The 16,564-nt window shown below is 42.4% G+C and carries 15 protein-coding genes and 1 pseudogene; 2 read left to right on the top strand and 14 right to left on the bottom strand.

The window, feature by feature from the left end:
- Nucleotides 1–2: 2 nt before the first annotated feature.
- Together V7L12_RS09915 and V7L12_RS09910 are read right to left on the bottom strand one after the other, a co-directional pair.
- Complete coding sequence (locus V7L12_RS09915) at nt 3–521, bottom strand: DUF29 family protein (protein ID WP_335084170.1); 519 nt, start codon at nt 519–521, stop codon at nt 3–5.
- Between the two features lie 104 nt (nt 522–625).
- Nucleotides 626–1,249: a class I SAM-dependent methyltransferase gene (locus V7L12_RS09910; RefSeq protein ID WP_335084169.1), complete on the bottom strand. Its 624-nt coding sequence runs from the start codon at nt 1,247–1,249 to the stop codon at nt 626–628.
- Between the two features lie 93 nt (nt 1,250–1,342).
- Here V7L12_RS09910 and hemH point away from each other — a divergent pair, with 93 nt between their 5' ends.
- Nucleotides 1,343–2,509 (top strand): ferrochelatase, encoded by a 1,167-nt coding sequence (gene hemH / locus V7L12_RS09905; RefSeq protein ID WP_335084168.1) that lies wholly within the window; start codon nt 1,343–1,345, stop codon nt 2,507–2,509.
- Nucleotides 2,510–2,526: 17 nt separating this feature from the next.
- Here hemH and V7L12_RS09900 read toward each other — a convergent pair whose 3' ends face one another.
- From V7L12_RS09900 to V7L12_RS09850, 11 genes and pseudogenes are all read right to left on the bottom strand, one after another.
- The gene (locus V7L12_RS09900; RefSeq protein WP_334819294.1) at nt 2,527–3,078 is read right to left on the bottom strand and encodes a DUF4126 domain-containing protein; all 552 of its coding nucleotides are present in this window, start codon (nt 3,076–3,078) and stop codon (nt 2,527–2,529) included.
- Between the two features lie 317 nt (nt 3,079–3,395).
- Complete coding sequence (gene purB / locus V7L12_RS09895) at nt 3,396–4,691, bottom strand: adenylosuccinate lyase (protein ID WP_335084167.1); 1,296 nt, start codon at nt 4,689–4,691, stop codon at nt 3,396–3,398.
- Between the two features lie 40 nt (nt 4,692–4,731).
- On the bottom strand, nt 4,732–5,283 hold the full coding sequence (locus V7L12_RS09890; protein ID WP_335084166.1) for a DUF421 domain-containing protein: 552 nt from the start codon (nt 5,281–5,283) through the stop codon (nt 4,732–4,734).
- 193 nt (nt 5,284–5,476) lie between these two features.
- Nucleotides 5,477–6,493, bottom strand: a complete 1,017-nt coding sequence (locus V7L12_RS09885) for a YihY/virulence factor BrkB family protein (protein WP_335084165.1) — start codon at nt 6,491–6,493, stop codon at nt 5,477–5,479.
- A gap of 318 nt (nt 6,494–6,811) precedes the next feature.
- Nucleotides 6,812–7,513: a microbial rhodopsin family protein gene (locus V7L12_RS09880; protein ID WP_335045539.1), complete on the bottom strand. Its 702-nt coding sequence runs from the start codon at nt 7,511–7,513 to the stop codon at nt 6,812–6,814.
- Nucleotides 7,514–7,999: 486 nt separating this feature from the next.
- Complete coding sequence (locus V7L12_RS09875) at nt 8,000–9,529, bottom strand: YifB family Mg chelatase-like AAA ATPase (protein WP_335084164.1); 1,530 nt, start codon at nt 9,527–9,529, stop codon at nt 8,000–8,002.
- Nucleotides 9,530–10,044: 515 nt separating this feature from the next.
- Nucleotides 10,045–10,782, bottom strand: coding sequence for an SDR family oxidoreductase (locus tag V7L12_RS09870; protein WP_335084163.1), 738 nt, complete (start codon nt 10,780–10,782; stop codon nt 10,045–10,047).
- Between the two features lie 97 nt (nt 10,783–10,879).
- Nucleotides 10,880–11,791, bottom strand: coding sequence for a helix-turn-helix domain-containing protein (locus V7L12_RS09865; protein WP_335084162.1), 912 nt, complete (start codon nt 11,789–11,791; stop codon nt 10,880–10,882).
- A 334-nt stretch (nt 11,792–12,125) separates the two neighbouring features.
- Nucleotides 12,126–12,785, bottom strand: a pseudogene (locus V7L12_RS09860) (NAD(P)-dependent oxidoreductase).
- A 164-nt stretch (nt 12,786–12,949) separates the two neighbouring features.
- Complete coding sequence (locus V7L12_RS09855; RefSeq protein ID WP_335084161.1) at nt 12,950–13,882, bottom strand: NADP-dependent oxidoreductase; 933 nt, start codon at nt 13,880–13,882, stop codon at nt 12,950–12,952.
- A 96-nt stretch (nt 13,883–13,978) separates the two neighbouring features.
- Nucleotides 13,979–14,734, bottom strand: coding sequence for an SDR family NAD(P)-dependent oxidoreductase (locus tag V7L12_RS09850; protein WP_335084160.1), 756 nt, complete (start codon nt 14,732–14,734; stop codon nt 13,979–13,981).
- Between the two features lie 166 nt (nt 14,735–14,900).
- On the opposite strand from V7L12_RS09850, the gene V7L12_RS09845 reads away from it, so the two are divergent.
- Complete coding sequence (locus tag V7L12_RS09845) at nt 14,901–15,812, top strand: AraC family transcriptional regulator (RefSeq protein ID WP_335084159.1); 912 nt, start codon at nt 14,901–14,903, stop codon at nt 15,810–15,812.
- Between the two features lie 90 nt (nt 15,813–15,902).
- Here V7L12_RS09845 and V7L12_RS09840 read toward each other — a convergent pair whose 3' ends face one another.
- Nucleotides 15,903–16,430 (bottom strand): hypothetical protein, encoded by a 528-nt coding sequence (locus V7L12_RS09840; RefSeq protein ID WP_335084158.1) that lies wholly within the window; start codon nt 16,428–16,430, stop codon nt 15,903–15,905.
- Nucleotides 16,431–16,564: the final 134 nt, after the last annotated feature.

The raw sequence follows: 16,564 nt of genomic DNA, 5'->3' as shown, positions 1-16,564 counted from the left end.
TTTTATCGCCTACCTGCTTTCCAATCTTCTCCACCAGGTAGCTGAGTTAAATTTTCAGCCACAGTTGCGGGTAACTCCTTAGCTGAATAAGAATAAGTTAGCGCCAAAAACTTCAAAGCAGTATGAATAATCTGGTTTCTATCTACCATTTCAGGAAGTTGGAATTCATTGTACATTCCATTCCAAACTCCCACACTGGCATCACGCACTGCTACTTCTATTTCATCTTCAATATAAGTATCCCATTCGTTGAAATTGATATAAGAGGATTTTTTATTGTCTTTGAGATTGAGTTTCTTAATTTCTATAAGTGAGTTACGAATAGAAGCTGCCCATGAACCAGTTAATCGCTGCTCTAGTTGGTTTTTAATCAAATGAATCAGCAGAATCCTTAAATAAGCTTGGATATTCCGCAGAATAGCTTGTTTACTCATGCCCTCTAATTCATCAACAATTACCAAGGCATCTGCGTAACGTCCTTCCTGGATGCAAGTTCTGAGGTCTATTAATTCCTGTGTCATTTGTTATTAACTTCAAAATTTCATCATGCTAATTTCAATATAACAATCACCTATACTTTATTAATAGCAGAGTATCTTACCTACCATTAATAAAGCAGTATTGTTCACTTCTTCGCCTGTATCACTTGCAAACTACCACCTGCATATAAAGTTGGCTCACCCACATCAAATCCAGCCTCAGTTAACAATCCAGGCAAATCAGTTTTCAACAATTCCCAAGCTGTTTCCGTCTCAAACAACAACAAAAACAGTGATACCCCAGGCCAAAATATTGGATTTGTAGGAGCGTGAAAATCCACTAGGGTAAATACCCCTCCTGGTTTCAGCACGCGATAAACTTCACTAATAATTTTTCGCAATTGTTGAGGCTGCATCTCGTGTAGTGCAACGCTAATATGCACCACATCAAACAGATTATCTGCAAATGGCATTTTCTCGGCAAAAGCTTCGACATAGGAAGCTAATGGTACATTTTGCCGCGCCCGTTGCAAAGACTTGGGTGAGGCGTCCAATCCTGTTACATTTTGTGAAAATTTTACCAAAAACTCCGTCGTTTGTCCACTACCACAACATAAATCTAAGACCTGAGAATCTGAGTGAATTGTTAAGCCTTGCAAAGCAAGTTGCCGAAAACGGGCTTCACCACCTAAAATTAAGGCTGCTAAACGTGAAATCCCATCATACAGCCACTGATAGCGGTAACTCCAATCCCTTAAAATTGTTGCCATTGCATATTTCCTTGCGATTAAGCTTTATATTTAATAAAGATATATTGTTAACATTAGTAAAAAACCTGAAAAGATTGGGGGAAAGTAACTGCTATGGGTCGTGTAGGCGTCTTATTACTCAATCTCGGTGGCCCTGATAAGCTAGAGGATGTTGGGCCGTTTTTGTACAATCTATTTTCCGATCCGGAAATTATTCGCCTACCATTTCGCTGGTTGCAAAAGCCCCTAGCCTGGTTTATTGCCACGCGGCGAACCAGAATATCTCAAGAAAATTATAAGCAAATCGGTGGTGGTTCCCCATTACGGCGGATTACAGAAGCGCAAGGGGAAGCTCTAAAGGAACAGTTAGGTTTTTTGGGGCAAGAAGTTAATATTTACGTGGGAATGCGTTATTGGCATCCCTATACAGAAGAAGCGATCGCACAAATTACCCAAGATAAGGTAGAACACCTGGTAATATTACCACTATATCCCCAGTTTTCTATCAGCACCAGTGGTTCCAGCTTCCGGCTTTTAGACAAACTTTGGCAAGAAGATCCAAAACTTCAACCTATCGATTACACCGTCATTCCTTCTTGGTATAAACAACCAGGCTATCTTCAAGCAATAGCGCAACTCATAGCCCAGGAACTTGAGCAATTCCCTAACGCGGATGATGTTCATATTTTTTTCAGCGCTCACGGCGTTCCGAAAAGCTACGTTGAAGAAGCTGGCGACCCTTACCAGGTGGAAATCGAAGAATGTACTGCCCTGATTATGCAGACTCTCAATCGACCCAATGCCCACACCTTAGCTTACCAAAGTCGTGTCGGCCCAGTAGAATGGCTTCAACCTTATACTGAAGATGCCCTCAAAGAACTAGGTGCACAAGGCGTGAAAGATTTGGTTGTCGTGCCAATCAGTTTTGTCTCAGAGCATATCGAGACACTACAAGAAATTGATATTGAGTATCGAGAAGTCGCCGAAGAATCAGGAATTCACAACTTCCGCCGCGTACCGGCTCCTAATACCCATCCAGTATTTATTAATGCACTAGCCGAATTAGTGATTGATGCGCTGAAAAACCCCAGTTTCAAGCTTTCGCAAGCTGCCCAAATGAAAAAAATGGTAAAGATGTACCCTCAAGAGCGTTGGGAGTGGGGTCTGACGACTAGTGCTGAAGTATGGAATGGTCGGATTGCGATGCTGGGTTTTATTGCCTTAATCCTAGAGCTGATTACCGGTCACGGCTTCTTGCACATGATTGGGCTTTTGCAGTAAAGGGCATAGGGCATGCCCTATGCCCTATGCCTTCTCTCTTTGTGATACCAGTCATACCACTGCTTCGCACTACGAACTGCAAACCAGAGGAGTATTAAAGCAATTACTCCTCCTTGCCAAGGAGCATCAAAGGCAAATAGTACTAGAGCGATGCACAAGGTATCTTGAAGGAAGACTGCCCACAACGGTAAGCCACGTAACCGATAGAACCAACCAATTTGGACGAGCTGGAGTACCAAAGCTAATAAACCTCCAATTATGGCAATCAGCCAGTTTGGAGTTGCTGTTGCTGTAGCTACTCCTAACCCCATAATTGCGCCTACAAGGGGAGACATGAATAACTGAACCACTTGGAGCAGTCTTTGCCCCCAGAGCTTTTTTGAGGCTAATAATTCAATTAATGACCAACTGGTGAGGCAAGATAATAATATTGGTGGAGAAATGTGAGATAAAATTGGGACTTGTGACCACAAGTTGCTACCTTGCAATAATCCAATAATTAGCAAAGGTATGCCTATTCTGATTCCTGCTGCCGCAGAGGCAGAAAGTGTGGCTAGGATTTCAATCATCAAAGCACTCGTAATATTAATAAATAAGCAAGTATTTGTTATGTATACTACCCAGTGCTGGCAATAATTCGAGCATCAAACAGATTGCAATATTAAATGTTGTTGGTATCTTTATACAGCAAAATTCAGTAGTCAGAATGAGCTACACCCCGCGGCGCTAACAGAAGTAAAACAGGCTTTATATCTGGCTTTGAGACTTAGCTTGCGTACCTCACTAACTTAAAATTCGCTGTATATCTTTTTTGATGATATCTGCGTATTTTTGGGGTAACAGGTTTGTAGTAAGCGCTTAAACGCTTACTACAAGTAAATTAATCCTAAATACCTAATCGTTGGTAAACTTCTTCTAAATGCCGCAGATGTTGCTGGGGGTCGAAACAAACCTCTAGTTCTGCTGGAGACAACTTTTGGGTAACACGCGGGTCTTTGCTAATCAAGTCTTGGAAGTTTCCTTCTGGCTGATTCCAAGCGGCGTGAGCGCTTTCTTGAACGATCGCATAAGCCTCTTCTCGGCTGCTTCCCTTGTCTATTAAAGCCAGTAGCACTTTTTGGCTGAACACAACGCCGCCGTAACAGTTGAGATTACGTTTCATGTTCTCAGGATAAACCAACAGGTTTTTTACTAAGTCGGTTATTTCTGACAACATAAAATGCGTCAAAGTACAAGCATCTGGCAAAATTACCCGTTCTACAGAACTGTGGGAAATATCCCGCTCATGCCATAAAGCAATGTTTTCTAAAGCTGCACCGGCATGACTTCTGACAAGTCGTGCCATTCCCGTCAGCCGTTCCGAACGGATGGGATTGCGCTTGTGTGGCATTGCCGAGGAACCTTTTTGACCTTTGGCGAAAAATTCTTCAACTTCTAAAACGTCTGTTTTTTGGAGATTGCGAATTTCTACAGCAAAGCGTTCGATGGATGCTGCTACCAAAGCTAATTGTTGCACGTAGTCGGCGTGGCGATCGCGGGAAATAACTTGGGTTGAGGCCGTATCGGGTTGGAGTCCGAGTTTTTGGCAAGCGATCGCTTCTACACGCGGTTCAATATTGGCATAGGTTCCTACCGCACCAGAAATCTTACCCACAGCGATCGTTTGGCGGAGTATTCTCAGGCGTTCTTGGTGTCGCAACACTTCTGCTAACCAACCAGCTAGTTTAAAACCAAAAGTAATCGGTTCAGCGTGAATACCGTGCGATCGGCCAGCCATCACTGTATGACGATGTTCCCGTGCTTTTTGGCGAATTACCTGAATCAAATCTTCCAGACGTTGCAATAATATATCCAAGCTGGCAACTAATTGCAGTGCTAAAGCTGTATCCAAAACATCCGAACTAGTTAAACCCAAGTGAATATAGCGTCCGGCATCACCAACATATTCATTGACATTTGTCAAGAAAGCAATTACATCGTGGCGGACTACAGCCTCAATTTCCAGCACCCGCTTTGGATCAAAATCTGCCTTGGCCTTAATTTCCTCAACAGCTTCAGATGGAATGTAACCAAGTTCAGCTTGAGCCTCACAAACAGCAATCTCGACTTGCAGCCAAGTTTTTAATTTATAGGCTTCACTCCACAGATTAGCCATTTCGGGCAAAGTATAACGCTCAATCACAGTTCGGCACAGAATACAACCGTCATATTTTACAGTTTAATTAATGTAGATCGCTTTTTAACGTTACTTTTCGCTCCGGGACGGAAGCAGTTTTTGAATCCGACGTGATGATACTAATCCTGCCGTCAGCCTCTATATAGGCGAACTTCACATCAGCTAAAAATTCTACACCTTGCTGACGTAACTTGCTCATCAATTCATCATCTGTAATTAACTCTCGTTGTAGATGGCGCTCAATCATCCGACCATTTTTTACCAATAGCAGCGGAGGCGGATTCAGGAAACGTTGGAACTGGGGAAGTTTGTAACCCAACCAGTTCAGCAAGTAACTCCAAAAAATCACTGTTCCTACTAGGATAGCGCCTTCAGTAATTGATGTGTAATTACTTGCCATAGCATTTTGAGCAGCTTCTGCAAATAGCACAACTACGAGTAAATCAGTAATTCCTAGTGTTCCTAATTGTCGGCTAGGAAGTAGGCGTAGCACTGAGAACAGCGCTAAGTAGACCAGTGACCTGCGGATAATCAACTCAAAGATGCTGATGCTAGGAATAAAAATTGCTTGCCAATTGATAAAAAACCATTTTTCCATTAGCACTGATTTTCTTCCTTGTTCAATAGACTTCTGGAAAAAATCCAGTATAAAAAGGAGTCATAATTCAGAATTCAGAATTGCTGAATACTTTACTCATCAACTGTGGCAATCAGAACTAATTCACTGTACTGGATATTAAATACTTCAATATCTCTCAGATTTACAAATATAAATCTCCAGCAATCAAGGATTAAAATCGCTGATTTTTTCTTCTCTGCTTTAAGCGTTTGGGCTTCCTAAAATACTGAAAGAAGCGATTAATAAAGCGAGAAGATGGCTTTTTATTAGTCGATGCTTGTTCTCTTGGAGCCTTGCCATTATAGTTTGTGTTATCAGATATATGTACAGCATTTTTAGTTGGAACTATGCCACTTCCATGCCTTCGGGAATAAACTTGAGTAAATTCTGCACCGAAGAAAAGAATTTGTGCGGCATAGTTAACCCAAGCTAAAATTACCACCAGTGAACCAGCAGCACCGTATGTTGATCCAAAAGTGCCATTACCTAAATATTGTCCTAATAAAAATCTCCCAATAGAGAACAAAACTGAGGTGAGAGCAGCTCCAACTAAAACATCACTCCATGCAATTTTGACATCTGGTAGAACTTTAAAAATTAGTCCGAACAGCACTGTTGTGATTGCAAAAGAGATGATTAAATTAGCAATCTGCCAGATGAAATCGAAACCTGGCAACAAGTTACTAAAGTACGTTACTAATGTTGCTAATATCGTACTAATTACTAGAGAAACTAAAAGTAAAAAGCCAATTCCGATCACCATTGCAAAGGACAAAACGCGGAGGCGAATCATGTTATTTATGCCACGTCCAGGTTTTGGTTTCACTTCCCAAATTGTGTTCATGGCATCTTGCAACTCAGTAAATAAGCCTGTAGCACCCACTAGTAGAACTAGGACACTAATAATCGAAGCGATCGCTCCTGTCTTTGGTTGGTTAGCATTTTGGATGGCTGTTTCGAGAAACTTTGCGCCATCTACCCCGACTAAACCTTGAATTTGTCCGACAAGTTGACCTCTTGCCGCTTCCTCTCCAAATACTGCACCTGCGATCGCAATTACAATAATTAGCAACGGTGCAATGGAAAAAATCGTGTAATAAGCTAACGCCGCCGCTAACCGTGAGGCTTTATCGTCACTCCATTCTTTGAACGTCTCTTGTAATAACTTCCAAATTTCTTGCAAATTCATCCAATCAGTCTCCTTCTAGGGGATGTTGCTTAGTCCCTGATATATTGGATACTGATTTACTGAGTTGTGACATCCTCCCAAGGGTATTTGTGAAGCGTTCTTGGGGAGGAATTTAGCAGAGTCGATAGTTTCCTTGACGGGAATATCTATAAATAATTTGCTTTTTGGTAGACAATAGGTAGCGCGATCGCTTTAGCATATAAAATGCAGTGGCAGCGATCGCATAATACCTTGATTGATTCTCCTAATATTGTTTCGCTAAAATTCGGGATTTCTTCATCGGTTAGCTATCTAAAGCATCAGACTGAAAATTTATACTTACTCATATAACGGTTCCGATTCAGTAACCAATTCTCCTGCCTGTTCTAAATTACGTAAAGTGTTTAACGATAGAAAACCAAACCCGACTTTAGAGGCAATATCTAGTAGCGTATAACCCATTGTTTCCCCAACTTGACCAAAAGCGTTAAACCATTCTGGACTAAGAATCCACACAATCGGATAGAGTGTCCACAGCACCAGATGCACAGTTATCAGCTTGCGAAATGCTTGCTTGGATCTAGGATGTTTGCGTTCTGCCTCGATTCGGTAAGGCTTCACTAATAAGTAGAAAACCGCCAGGTAAGCACCACAACTTACAATATACCAGATGTAGCTGATCGGTTTGGGTGTAACTGTGGCTAGGAAGCCAGTGGCAAGCATATAGGCGTTTGCTCCTAACAAGCTACCTGTAATCAGTAAGCTCGTTCTTCCCAAGAAAGTCAGATCCAACAACAACAGTGGCGTTGAGCAAAACCAAGTCACAAATCGCACCCAATAAGTTGGACGATCGTTGATGATGTTAACTCCTTGACCGAGTGCCATTGCTAAGTACAGCCCACTAGCAATCAAGCAGATGAAAAAATTAAGTGTATAGAGTATTTTCCAGCGTTCATTTTTACCATTGTGTGCGCCTACTCCGAAAAAAGCACAACCCACTGCCATACTGATGACACCAATCCACAGCCAAGTTTGAACCATAAATATTTTCCGGATTTTTGGTAACTATTAATGAAAAATGGCTAATTAGAACTTTCACTATTTAAAATTACTTGTTTTTGCTTGTATAAAATATATTAAATATATTATTTATTTTTGTTATTATACTAATATAAAATAATTAAAAAATATATCTTAATGGAGATTTTAGCTTAATAAAACATTTACTAAAGTCTAATTTAAATATAATTAAAAATTAGACTTTAGTAACTTGCACTTTAGTACACCACAAGCAGTCTTCTCTAAACCCTTCTCTTTAGGGTAAGAACTCATATAGAATATGAACTGAAAATTTGGCATTGCTGAATTTAGGTATGAAATTTAAAAATTCCATATTTTAAACTCTTATTCTCTATGCCTCTGTCTTGAAAAATTCGATCTAATATAAGCAAGCCTGAGCTTTTGACTTTTCGCTGCGTCTGAAGCGTGAGGCTAGTTCATACTCTCATTCAGCAACGCCGAAAATTACTACTGCATCCTATCTATCGTGCGATATTGAATCGCTTCCGCTACATGATTGGTTTTTAGCTGATCTTCTCCTGCTAAATCTGCAATAGTCCGTGCTACTTTGAGAATGCGATCGCTTGCTCTTGCTGATAAGCCTAATTTTCTAATTGCTGCTTCTAATAAATTGCGGCTAGCATCATCTAACTTGCACCATTTCTGGAGATGACTACTTTGCAAATGGGCATTGCAACGCAGATTTGCTTCTCCTTGGAAACGGGTAATGGCGCGATCGCTTGCTTGTTGCACTCGTTCGCGTACTGATATTGATGTTTCTCCCGTCGGTTGTTGGGTAATTTCTTCTGGTTTCAAGCGATTCACTGCAACTTGTAAATCAATTCGATCCATCAACGGCCCAGAAAGTTTTGCCCAATATTGCTCACGTTGGCGGGGAGAACAAGTACATTGTTGGATAGTATCGCCATAATAACCACAAGGACAGGGATTAGTACTCGCCACCAAAGTAAACTGCGCGGGAAACATTACCGATAATTTGGTGCGGGAAATTGTGACGTAGCCATCTTCTAGAGGTTGGCGCAGAAATTCCAACACATCTCGTTTAAATTCCGTGAGTTCATCAAGGAACAGTACACCTCTGTGAGATAATGAGATTTCTCCAGGACGAGGGAAACTACCACCACCCACCAGAGAAGGCCCGGATGCCGAGTGATGGGGACTGCGAAAAGGGCGATCGCGTACCAATGAACCACGATTTTTCAATAAACCAGCTACCGAATGAATGCGAGTCACTTCCAAAGATTCAGCAAAACTCAACGGCGGTAAAATTCCCGGTAAGCGCCTTGCTAGCATGGTCTTCCCACTACCAGGCGGCCCGACAAAAATTAGATTATGCCCACCAGCCGCAGCAATTTCTAAAGCACGACGCCCATGAGCTTGTCCTTTCACATCATGCAAATCTGCGCCAGGGTAGGATACTGTTGTTGTCTGTGTTGTACTATCTATCTGCACAGGTTTGTAACGCCCCGGATTATTTAAAAAATCCACCACCTCAGACAGATGTTTGCAGCCGTAAACAGCCAAATCTTCAACCACTGCTGCTTCTTGGGCATTATCAGCAGGGAGAACTAAACCTGCAATTCCCATCTTTTGGGCTGCTGCTGCGATCGGTAATACACCAGCCACGGGACGCAAACTGCCATCCAAAGAGACTTCGCCCAAAAATAGATAATCCCCCAACAAATCAGCGCTAACTTGCTCAGAAGCCGCCAAAATTCCCACACTAATAGGCAAATCGAAACAAGGGCCTTCTTTGCGTAAATCTGCCGGAGTTAAATTAATTACTATCTTTCGCATCGGAAAGGCAAAGCCAGTATTTTTCAAAGTTGCTTTGACTCTTTCTCTTGATTCTTGAATCGCTGAATCCGGCAGTCCCAAGACAACTATTCCCGGTAATCCCCCTGACACATCGACTTCCACGCCTACTTTGACGGCATCGATGCCCACAATTGATGCACTCCAGACTCTAGCAAGCATTGCTTATATTACAGTAAACCAATAGATATCTCTAGCAGATGAGTTGGTAGATTGGCATTAGTGAAACCACATAGACGATTTTTTTGCGAATCAAACCGTAGCGATGCCTACGGCGGGCTACGCCTACGCTAATCCAGTTTTATTAACTAAATGTGAAGCAGGACAAGTGCGAGAAATCTGGGTTACTGATGCGGTTTCACAGCCTTTTTGCTGCCATACTGCAATGGCATTTTGACCGTGTTGTGTGGCGATCGCGCAATATCAAGGAAGGCGATAATAATGTTTAAAAAGTAATCACTAACTGCATCATTTTGCCCAATTGTTCACTCAACGTTAATCACAGTTAATAAACTTCATCATGCCGGCATAACGTTGCCTATGACCTGCCACACATGGCTTTTGCCCTAAAGAGAGTGGGGAAGATCGTCAGGTTTTTGCTCACCATTACCGATCGCCTCCACATGTGGCCTAAAGAGACGCTACGCGAACGCAATGAGGTTGTTAACTAACTGAAACTACCAGGGGCTTTCTCCCGTTTCCGGGCTGTTGTCATCACTAAAAAACTTTCCTGTTGGACCGTCAGCGTCGATGGTGGCGTATTTCACTAAACGCGCAGCCGCATCCTCGACGGAACCGGTTCCGCTATGCTGGTTGAAATCTGTGGCAGTAAATCCGGGGTCAACAGCATTAACTTTAAACGGTGTATCCCGCAATTCGTAAGCCAAAACAACAGTGTACATATTAAGTGCTGCTTTTGATGGGTTGTAAACAGCCGCTTTAACATTGTAATACTTCCAGGTAGGGTCGTTGTGCATAGTAAGCGAAGCCAAGCCTGACGTTACATTCACGATGCGGGGTTGGGCGGACTTTTGCAGCAAATCCATAAAAGCCTGGGTAACTCTAACTACGCCAAACACATTGGTATCAAACACCTGCTTGAAAACATCTACATCTGTACCGGTTGCTGTTTGAGTCATGCCACCGCTGATGCCGGCGTTGTTGATCAGCACATCCAACACTTCGGTTTTTTTGCCTATTTCAGCACGGGCGGCTTTTACTGATTCCTGATTGCTTACATCTATTTGTATGGCTTCCACTTCGTTCAACCCTTCGGCTTTAAGCTTTTCTACTGCTTCCAAACCATTCTTTAAATTACGACTGCCTAAATAAATGTAACATCCCTTTTGCAGCAGTTGGCGGGCTGTTTCAAAACCAATACTTTTATTGGCACCGGTGATTAATACTTTTTTCATGATTTTTCTATTTAAATTATCAATGAATTTACTAATACAAAATTAGCCCACAAACAAGCAGATGGGATTACGTTAAGCAAATAATCTCTTATCCAAATCAAACAATATCGGCTTTTCTAAAATTTGTCGGTGTTATGTTCAGATATTTTTTAAAGAGATTATTAAAATGTGTCACTTCCGCATATCCCAAAGCATACGCAATTTCTGAAACCGTCCAGGAAGTTTGTCTTAAAAGAACTTTGGCTTCCTGTAATATTCGATCAATGATTAACTGAGATGTAGTTTTATTAAAAGTTTCTTTTAATGCCCTGTTTAAATGATTGACATGAATGTTCAAATTTTTGGCGTAGTCAGATGCAGATCGAAGAGTGAGCGGTCTATATATATCATCAATTGGAAACTGACATTCTAAAAGTTCTTTGAAAAGTGTAGAAATTCTAACCGAAGCATTAATGGGTTGCTTACTCAATTTGGAAGCAGGCTTCATTTTCATCGTATAAAGCACTAATTCATAAACAAGTGTTCTGAGCAAGTCATATTTATGAATAAAGTCACACTCTATTTCTTCAAACATTCGTCTAAAAATGTCTTCTAGTTGGACAAATTGCTCCTCATCTAATTGGTAGATATTATTGCCGGGCTGAAAAACTGAATAATTAGTTATATTTCCGTATTGATGAAAAAATGCCTGATCAAAGACGCAAGCGAAACCATCTGAAAAGTTTTCCCTTTGTGACCATCCATAAGGTATTTGCGGATTAGAAAAGATAATTGAATAGTTTTCTATTTCAATCTCTCTATCCGCATAGAGAAAAATACCACTGCCACTGCCTTTAATAATTGTTATTTTGTAGTAATCTTTTTTGCTATATGGCAATTGTGGAGGGTTCCCGTTCTTACCAGGATTAAAATTAAAAACATTGAATAACCCCAATTCCTTTTTAAGATCGTCAGCTAGCCAAGGAGCCCCTTGCTTATAATAACTCTCTCTTTCTTGTATAGATTGCATCGTTCAATTCTTTACCTCTATTTATTCTATTTTAATAATACCCTCCAATCTGGTTTGGGTAATTTGTGGACTTTACAGTATGACCGCTAACGAGCAAGTATTTATGAATAAGGGGAAATTTGGAACTCGTCCACCTCTAACTGATGCTGGGTTTGGTTCCAAAGTTGAGTTACTTCCAATTGCTTCATAGTATTTCGTCCGCTGGTGCTAATGTTGATTAATTTACTGATGTTCAATTACTTTCGTCCGTCCCCTTTTTCATAAATATTATGTTGTCTGTCAGCCCTTTCCCCCGTCCTTTAGAGTTTTATTTTCAAAAGTTGTTCAGCCTGATTTATGGCTTTTCTGACAAGATTAGTGCCTTATTAAAAAATTCTTCTGTTTCTAAACAATCCACTAAAAATTTTGCAAGTTGTTTACGACTAATTTTAAAAGGAGATGGTTTTTTATCATAATTAATAACTAAGTTTTGTAATAGCTCGTTGTTATTTAAAGATACTGGTCTTGTAATTACCCAATCCAAATTAGAGTTCATTAGTAAGGACTCTGGCATATTGTGGTCATCAAATGAGTTTCTCAAATTAGTTATTTTTCCAAGTAATCGCATAAATCAAGGTGCTAATAGATAAGTATCTCCAATACCGACGGATGAAACTATGGCTATTTTTCTAATTCTATATTCTCCCATACACTCAATTACGTTTCGTATGGATTTTTCTAATATTTGAGGAGGTTGTATTTTTTTTAGAGAAATCATGTCCTTTTCAGATATTGGATTTAGAGTACTTATTACTCTGTCACAATTTAACATGGCTTTTCTTACATCATTAATATTGGTAGGAAGTCCTTTAATAATAGTTAGCCTATCAGATTTTTAGGTTATTTTTTCAGGATTTCGCACAAGTGCTGTCACTCTGTATCCTTTATCCAAGGCATACTTCAAAACTTGTATGCCTGTTCTGCCTGTTGCACCAAAAAGTAATATATGCTTCATAAGTGAATTTTGATTAATTATGTCCTAATTAGTTTTGTTAGTTTATCTCGCAGGGTTGCAGGCAACTCGTAAATATACGCAGCTTTCGAGCAATTTCGTTTACGGGGTTACTCGCAATATATCCATTTTTTCGTTCATAGATTAGATTAATTCACGCTTTAAAGCTATGTCCCGACTTGCAAAACGATTTTGCCGCGTGTGCGCCCGCTTTGGGAAAGTTGATGCGCCTTTTTTACTTCCGTGAGCGGCAGAACCGTTTCGATGTGTATTTTTAATTTGCCTTCTTCAATCAGCTGGTTGATTTCGGTTAATTGCCCTGCGTTCGGCTTACAAAAGACAAACGCGGCTTCTGTGCCGAATTCTTTTGCTTTTTCTTCGGACGGAGTCTGCGCCGATGTTACCAGAAAGCCGCCCTTTTTCAGAGTTTGAAAGGCTCGCTCCTGGGTGTCGCCGCCGATCGTATCGAAAACGACATCCACGTCTTTGACAACTTCTTCAAACGGTTGCCGCGTGTAATCAACGAATTCATCCGCGCCCAAATCGCGGACGAATTTTTCGTTTTTGCCCGAAGCCGTACCGATAACGAACGCACCTTTCGCTTTGGCAAGCTGAACCGCCATCGAGCCGACTCCGCCCGACGCGCCGGTTATCAAGATTCTTTGCCCGCTGCTCAAGTGAGCCAAATCGAAGATGGACTGCCACGCCGTCAACGTGCCCATTGGAATCGCCGCCGCCTCTTCAAAACTGAGGCTGTCTGGTTTGGGCACGATTGTATCCGTTTTGGCGACCGCGTATTCGGCATAGCCACCGGAGAAGCCGCCGGACGCAGTCAACCCATAAACCGCATCGCCTTTCTTAAAACTTTCAACCGCCTCGCCTACTTCTTCGACAATTCCGGCGATGTCGCCGCCCAGAATCAGCGGAAGTTTTAAGCCGAACGCTTCGCCCATCCCATCGCGGACTTTGCACTCCGCCGGATTGACCGCCGCAGCACGAACTTTCACCAGAACTTCGTCCGCCTTCGCTTCTGGACGTTCGACATCGGCATACTGCAAAACGCTCTCATCACCGTATTCGTTAATCACAACTGCTTTCATTTTTCCTCCATGTTCAATGACCATGACATGATTACTTTATCATTCATCAAAACTTGGCGCCCGTATTCAAGCCGCGCGCCGCTCAACGATCTGCATTTAGATCGACTGACCGCCAGATATCTCGATACGCTGGGCATTTACCCATCGATTGTCTTCGGATAATAGCGCCGCGATCGCGCCGCCAATATCATCGGGAAGACCAACGCGACCGAGAGCAGTCAGGGAAGCAATCTGTTTATTCATTTCTGGATTATCGCGTACTGCACCGCCACGGAAATCGGTTTCAATCGCACCAGGAGCCACCGCATTTACCGCAATCCGTCTCGATCCCAACTCTTTCGCCATGTAGAGAGTTAGGGTCTCGACCGCGCCTTTCATACTTGCATAAGCAGCATAGCCGGGGAAGATAATCCGTGTCAAACCAGTAGAAACGTTTACAATTCGTCCGCCATCATTTATCAGCGGGAGCAGTTTCTGGGTGAGGAAGAAAACACCCTTGACGTGAATATTCATCAAGTGGTCAAAATCTTCCTCGGTCGTCTCGGCAAAAGATGAGTGAACGCCCGTTCCAGCGTTATTCACCAAAAAGTCAAAATGCTCGGTTTTCCAGTTATCCTTGAGTGCCTGCTGGAGTTGCGCGGCGAAACTATCAAAGGTTTTAGTGGTGGCGGTGTCTAGTTGCAGTGCCACCGCTTTTGCGCCAAATGCTTCGATTTCAGCGACAACTTTAGCGGCTTCCTCGGCATTGCGATGGTAAGTGACGATTACATCAACCCCTTTTTTAGCCAGATTCAAAGCGGTACTTTTGCCCAGTCCTCGGCTCCCTCCGGTTACCAATGCGATTTTGGTCATTGCCTTATCCTTCTGTGGTGTTGTTTGAATATATTCATCGTATGTTTGCAGACAAGGATTTTCAATACACAGACCTCTCTGTTTATTGCTTAATCCTCCAGATTGTTATCTTGAGACTGGATGAAAAAGTTCTATAATATGCGAAAAAAGATAAGCTCCAAAAACGATGACAGACGAACTAATCGCCGATCGATGTCGAGAACTAGCTGCCCTTGTCAACCGCTACACCGATGGCAAGGGTAACGGTTTTCACCAAACGAGTATCGCGCCGCTGGGATTTAACCGTGAGTCTTTGACTGGCACTATGCTGCATGGTGTCAGCACCCCGATGCTGGCGATCGTTGTTCAGGGTAAAAAAGGCGCAGCACTGGGTGAGGAAATCTATCGTTATGGTGAGGCGCAATATTTGGTTATTTCAGTCGATCAGCCGATTAGCGGATTTATTATTCAGGCAACTCCCGATCGCCCCTATTTAGGATTCAAACTAGATATTGACCCGCGCGAACTTTGTGAGATTATTGCGATCCAAACCCCTGCGATCGCGGGTAAGAAAGAAACTTCGGTTCGAGGCTTTTTCACCAGCACCGCCGACATATCATTGCTCGATTGTGCGCTGCGACTGACCCGGCTATTGGATACACCGCAAGATATTCCGATCCTAGCGCCGATGATGATCCGTGAAATCTACTACCGTTTATTAATCGGCGAACAAAGTGAAGCAGTTCGTCAGATTGCGACATCGGGTAGCAACATGCAGCGGATCGCGGCAGTGATTCAAGGCATCAAGGTGGATTTTACCAAACCAATGCGAGTTGCCGATCTCGCCGAGCAAGCGAGCATGTCGCCTTCGTCTTTCCATCACCATTTTAAGCAAGTGACATCCATGAGTCCGCTGCAATATCAAAAGCAACTCCGACTCCTAGAAGCCCGTCGCCTCATGCTGGCAGAAAATTACAATGCGATTACGGCTGCCGATCGGGTCGGCTATGAAAGTCCATCCCAGTTCAGTAGGGAATATGCCCGACTGTTTGGTGCGCCGCCAATTCAGGATATCGAGCGTTTGCTCTCAACCGGATAAGATAATTGTCGTCGAACAGAGGGTCTGGGTTGAAATGTTTTAAAAAGCAGCAGCAAGCGACAATCCGACGTATAGCGGGGAACAGTCTCTCTATAAATTGAAAAGAACTTTTAACCCCTCTTTAAGCGATGCAGGCTTTCGCGCAAGCAGGTTCTCCAGGTCGGGGCTTACCTCTTCTTCTTGCCCATTATTGATGTCCGTTAGAAAACCCACGACCCTCCCAAGCATCGTTTCCGGTACGCCACGTTCTTTCATTTGCACCTCAAATGCTGATTTCTCAGCAGGTGTATAATCTACCTCCTTACCTGATAAGTCGGAAAGGGTAGCTGCAACATCGTCAAAGGAATAGGACTCACTTCCTGTGAGTTTGTAGATTCGATTACCGCAACCGCTCTCTAATAGTGCATTTGCAATGGCTTGTCCCATTTCGCTTCTCAGGGCGAAAGGGACTCTTCCGTGACCAGTCGGTAAGTTGATACCCGTATCAAAAACTCTTTCCCCTACGAACTGCGGAATGGTGTCCATATACAAGACATTGCGAAATATGGCATAGTTCAACCCACACTCCTTGATGTAATCTTCTGTCTGAAAATGACCCCCCATCAACTTGTTTGCCAAAGTGTTTCTGTCTTTCAACGTTTGACTGGTGTAGGCGACACATTAGACCTCTTGCAAAAGTCACTCAGGAAGATTTGATTTTGGGGAGACAAAGCTCGTAATTGTAGAGAGCAGCAATCAGATTAAACCTTAAA

This window comes from Nostoc sp., assembly GCF_036918245.1.
GTDB lineage: Bacteria > Cyanobacteriota > Cyanobacteriia > Cyanobacteriales > Nostocaceae > Nostoc.
This window is presented reverse-complemented; position numbering and strand designations above follow the sequence as displayed.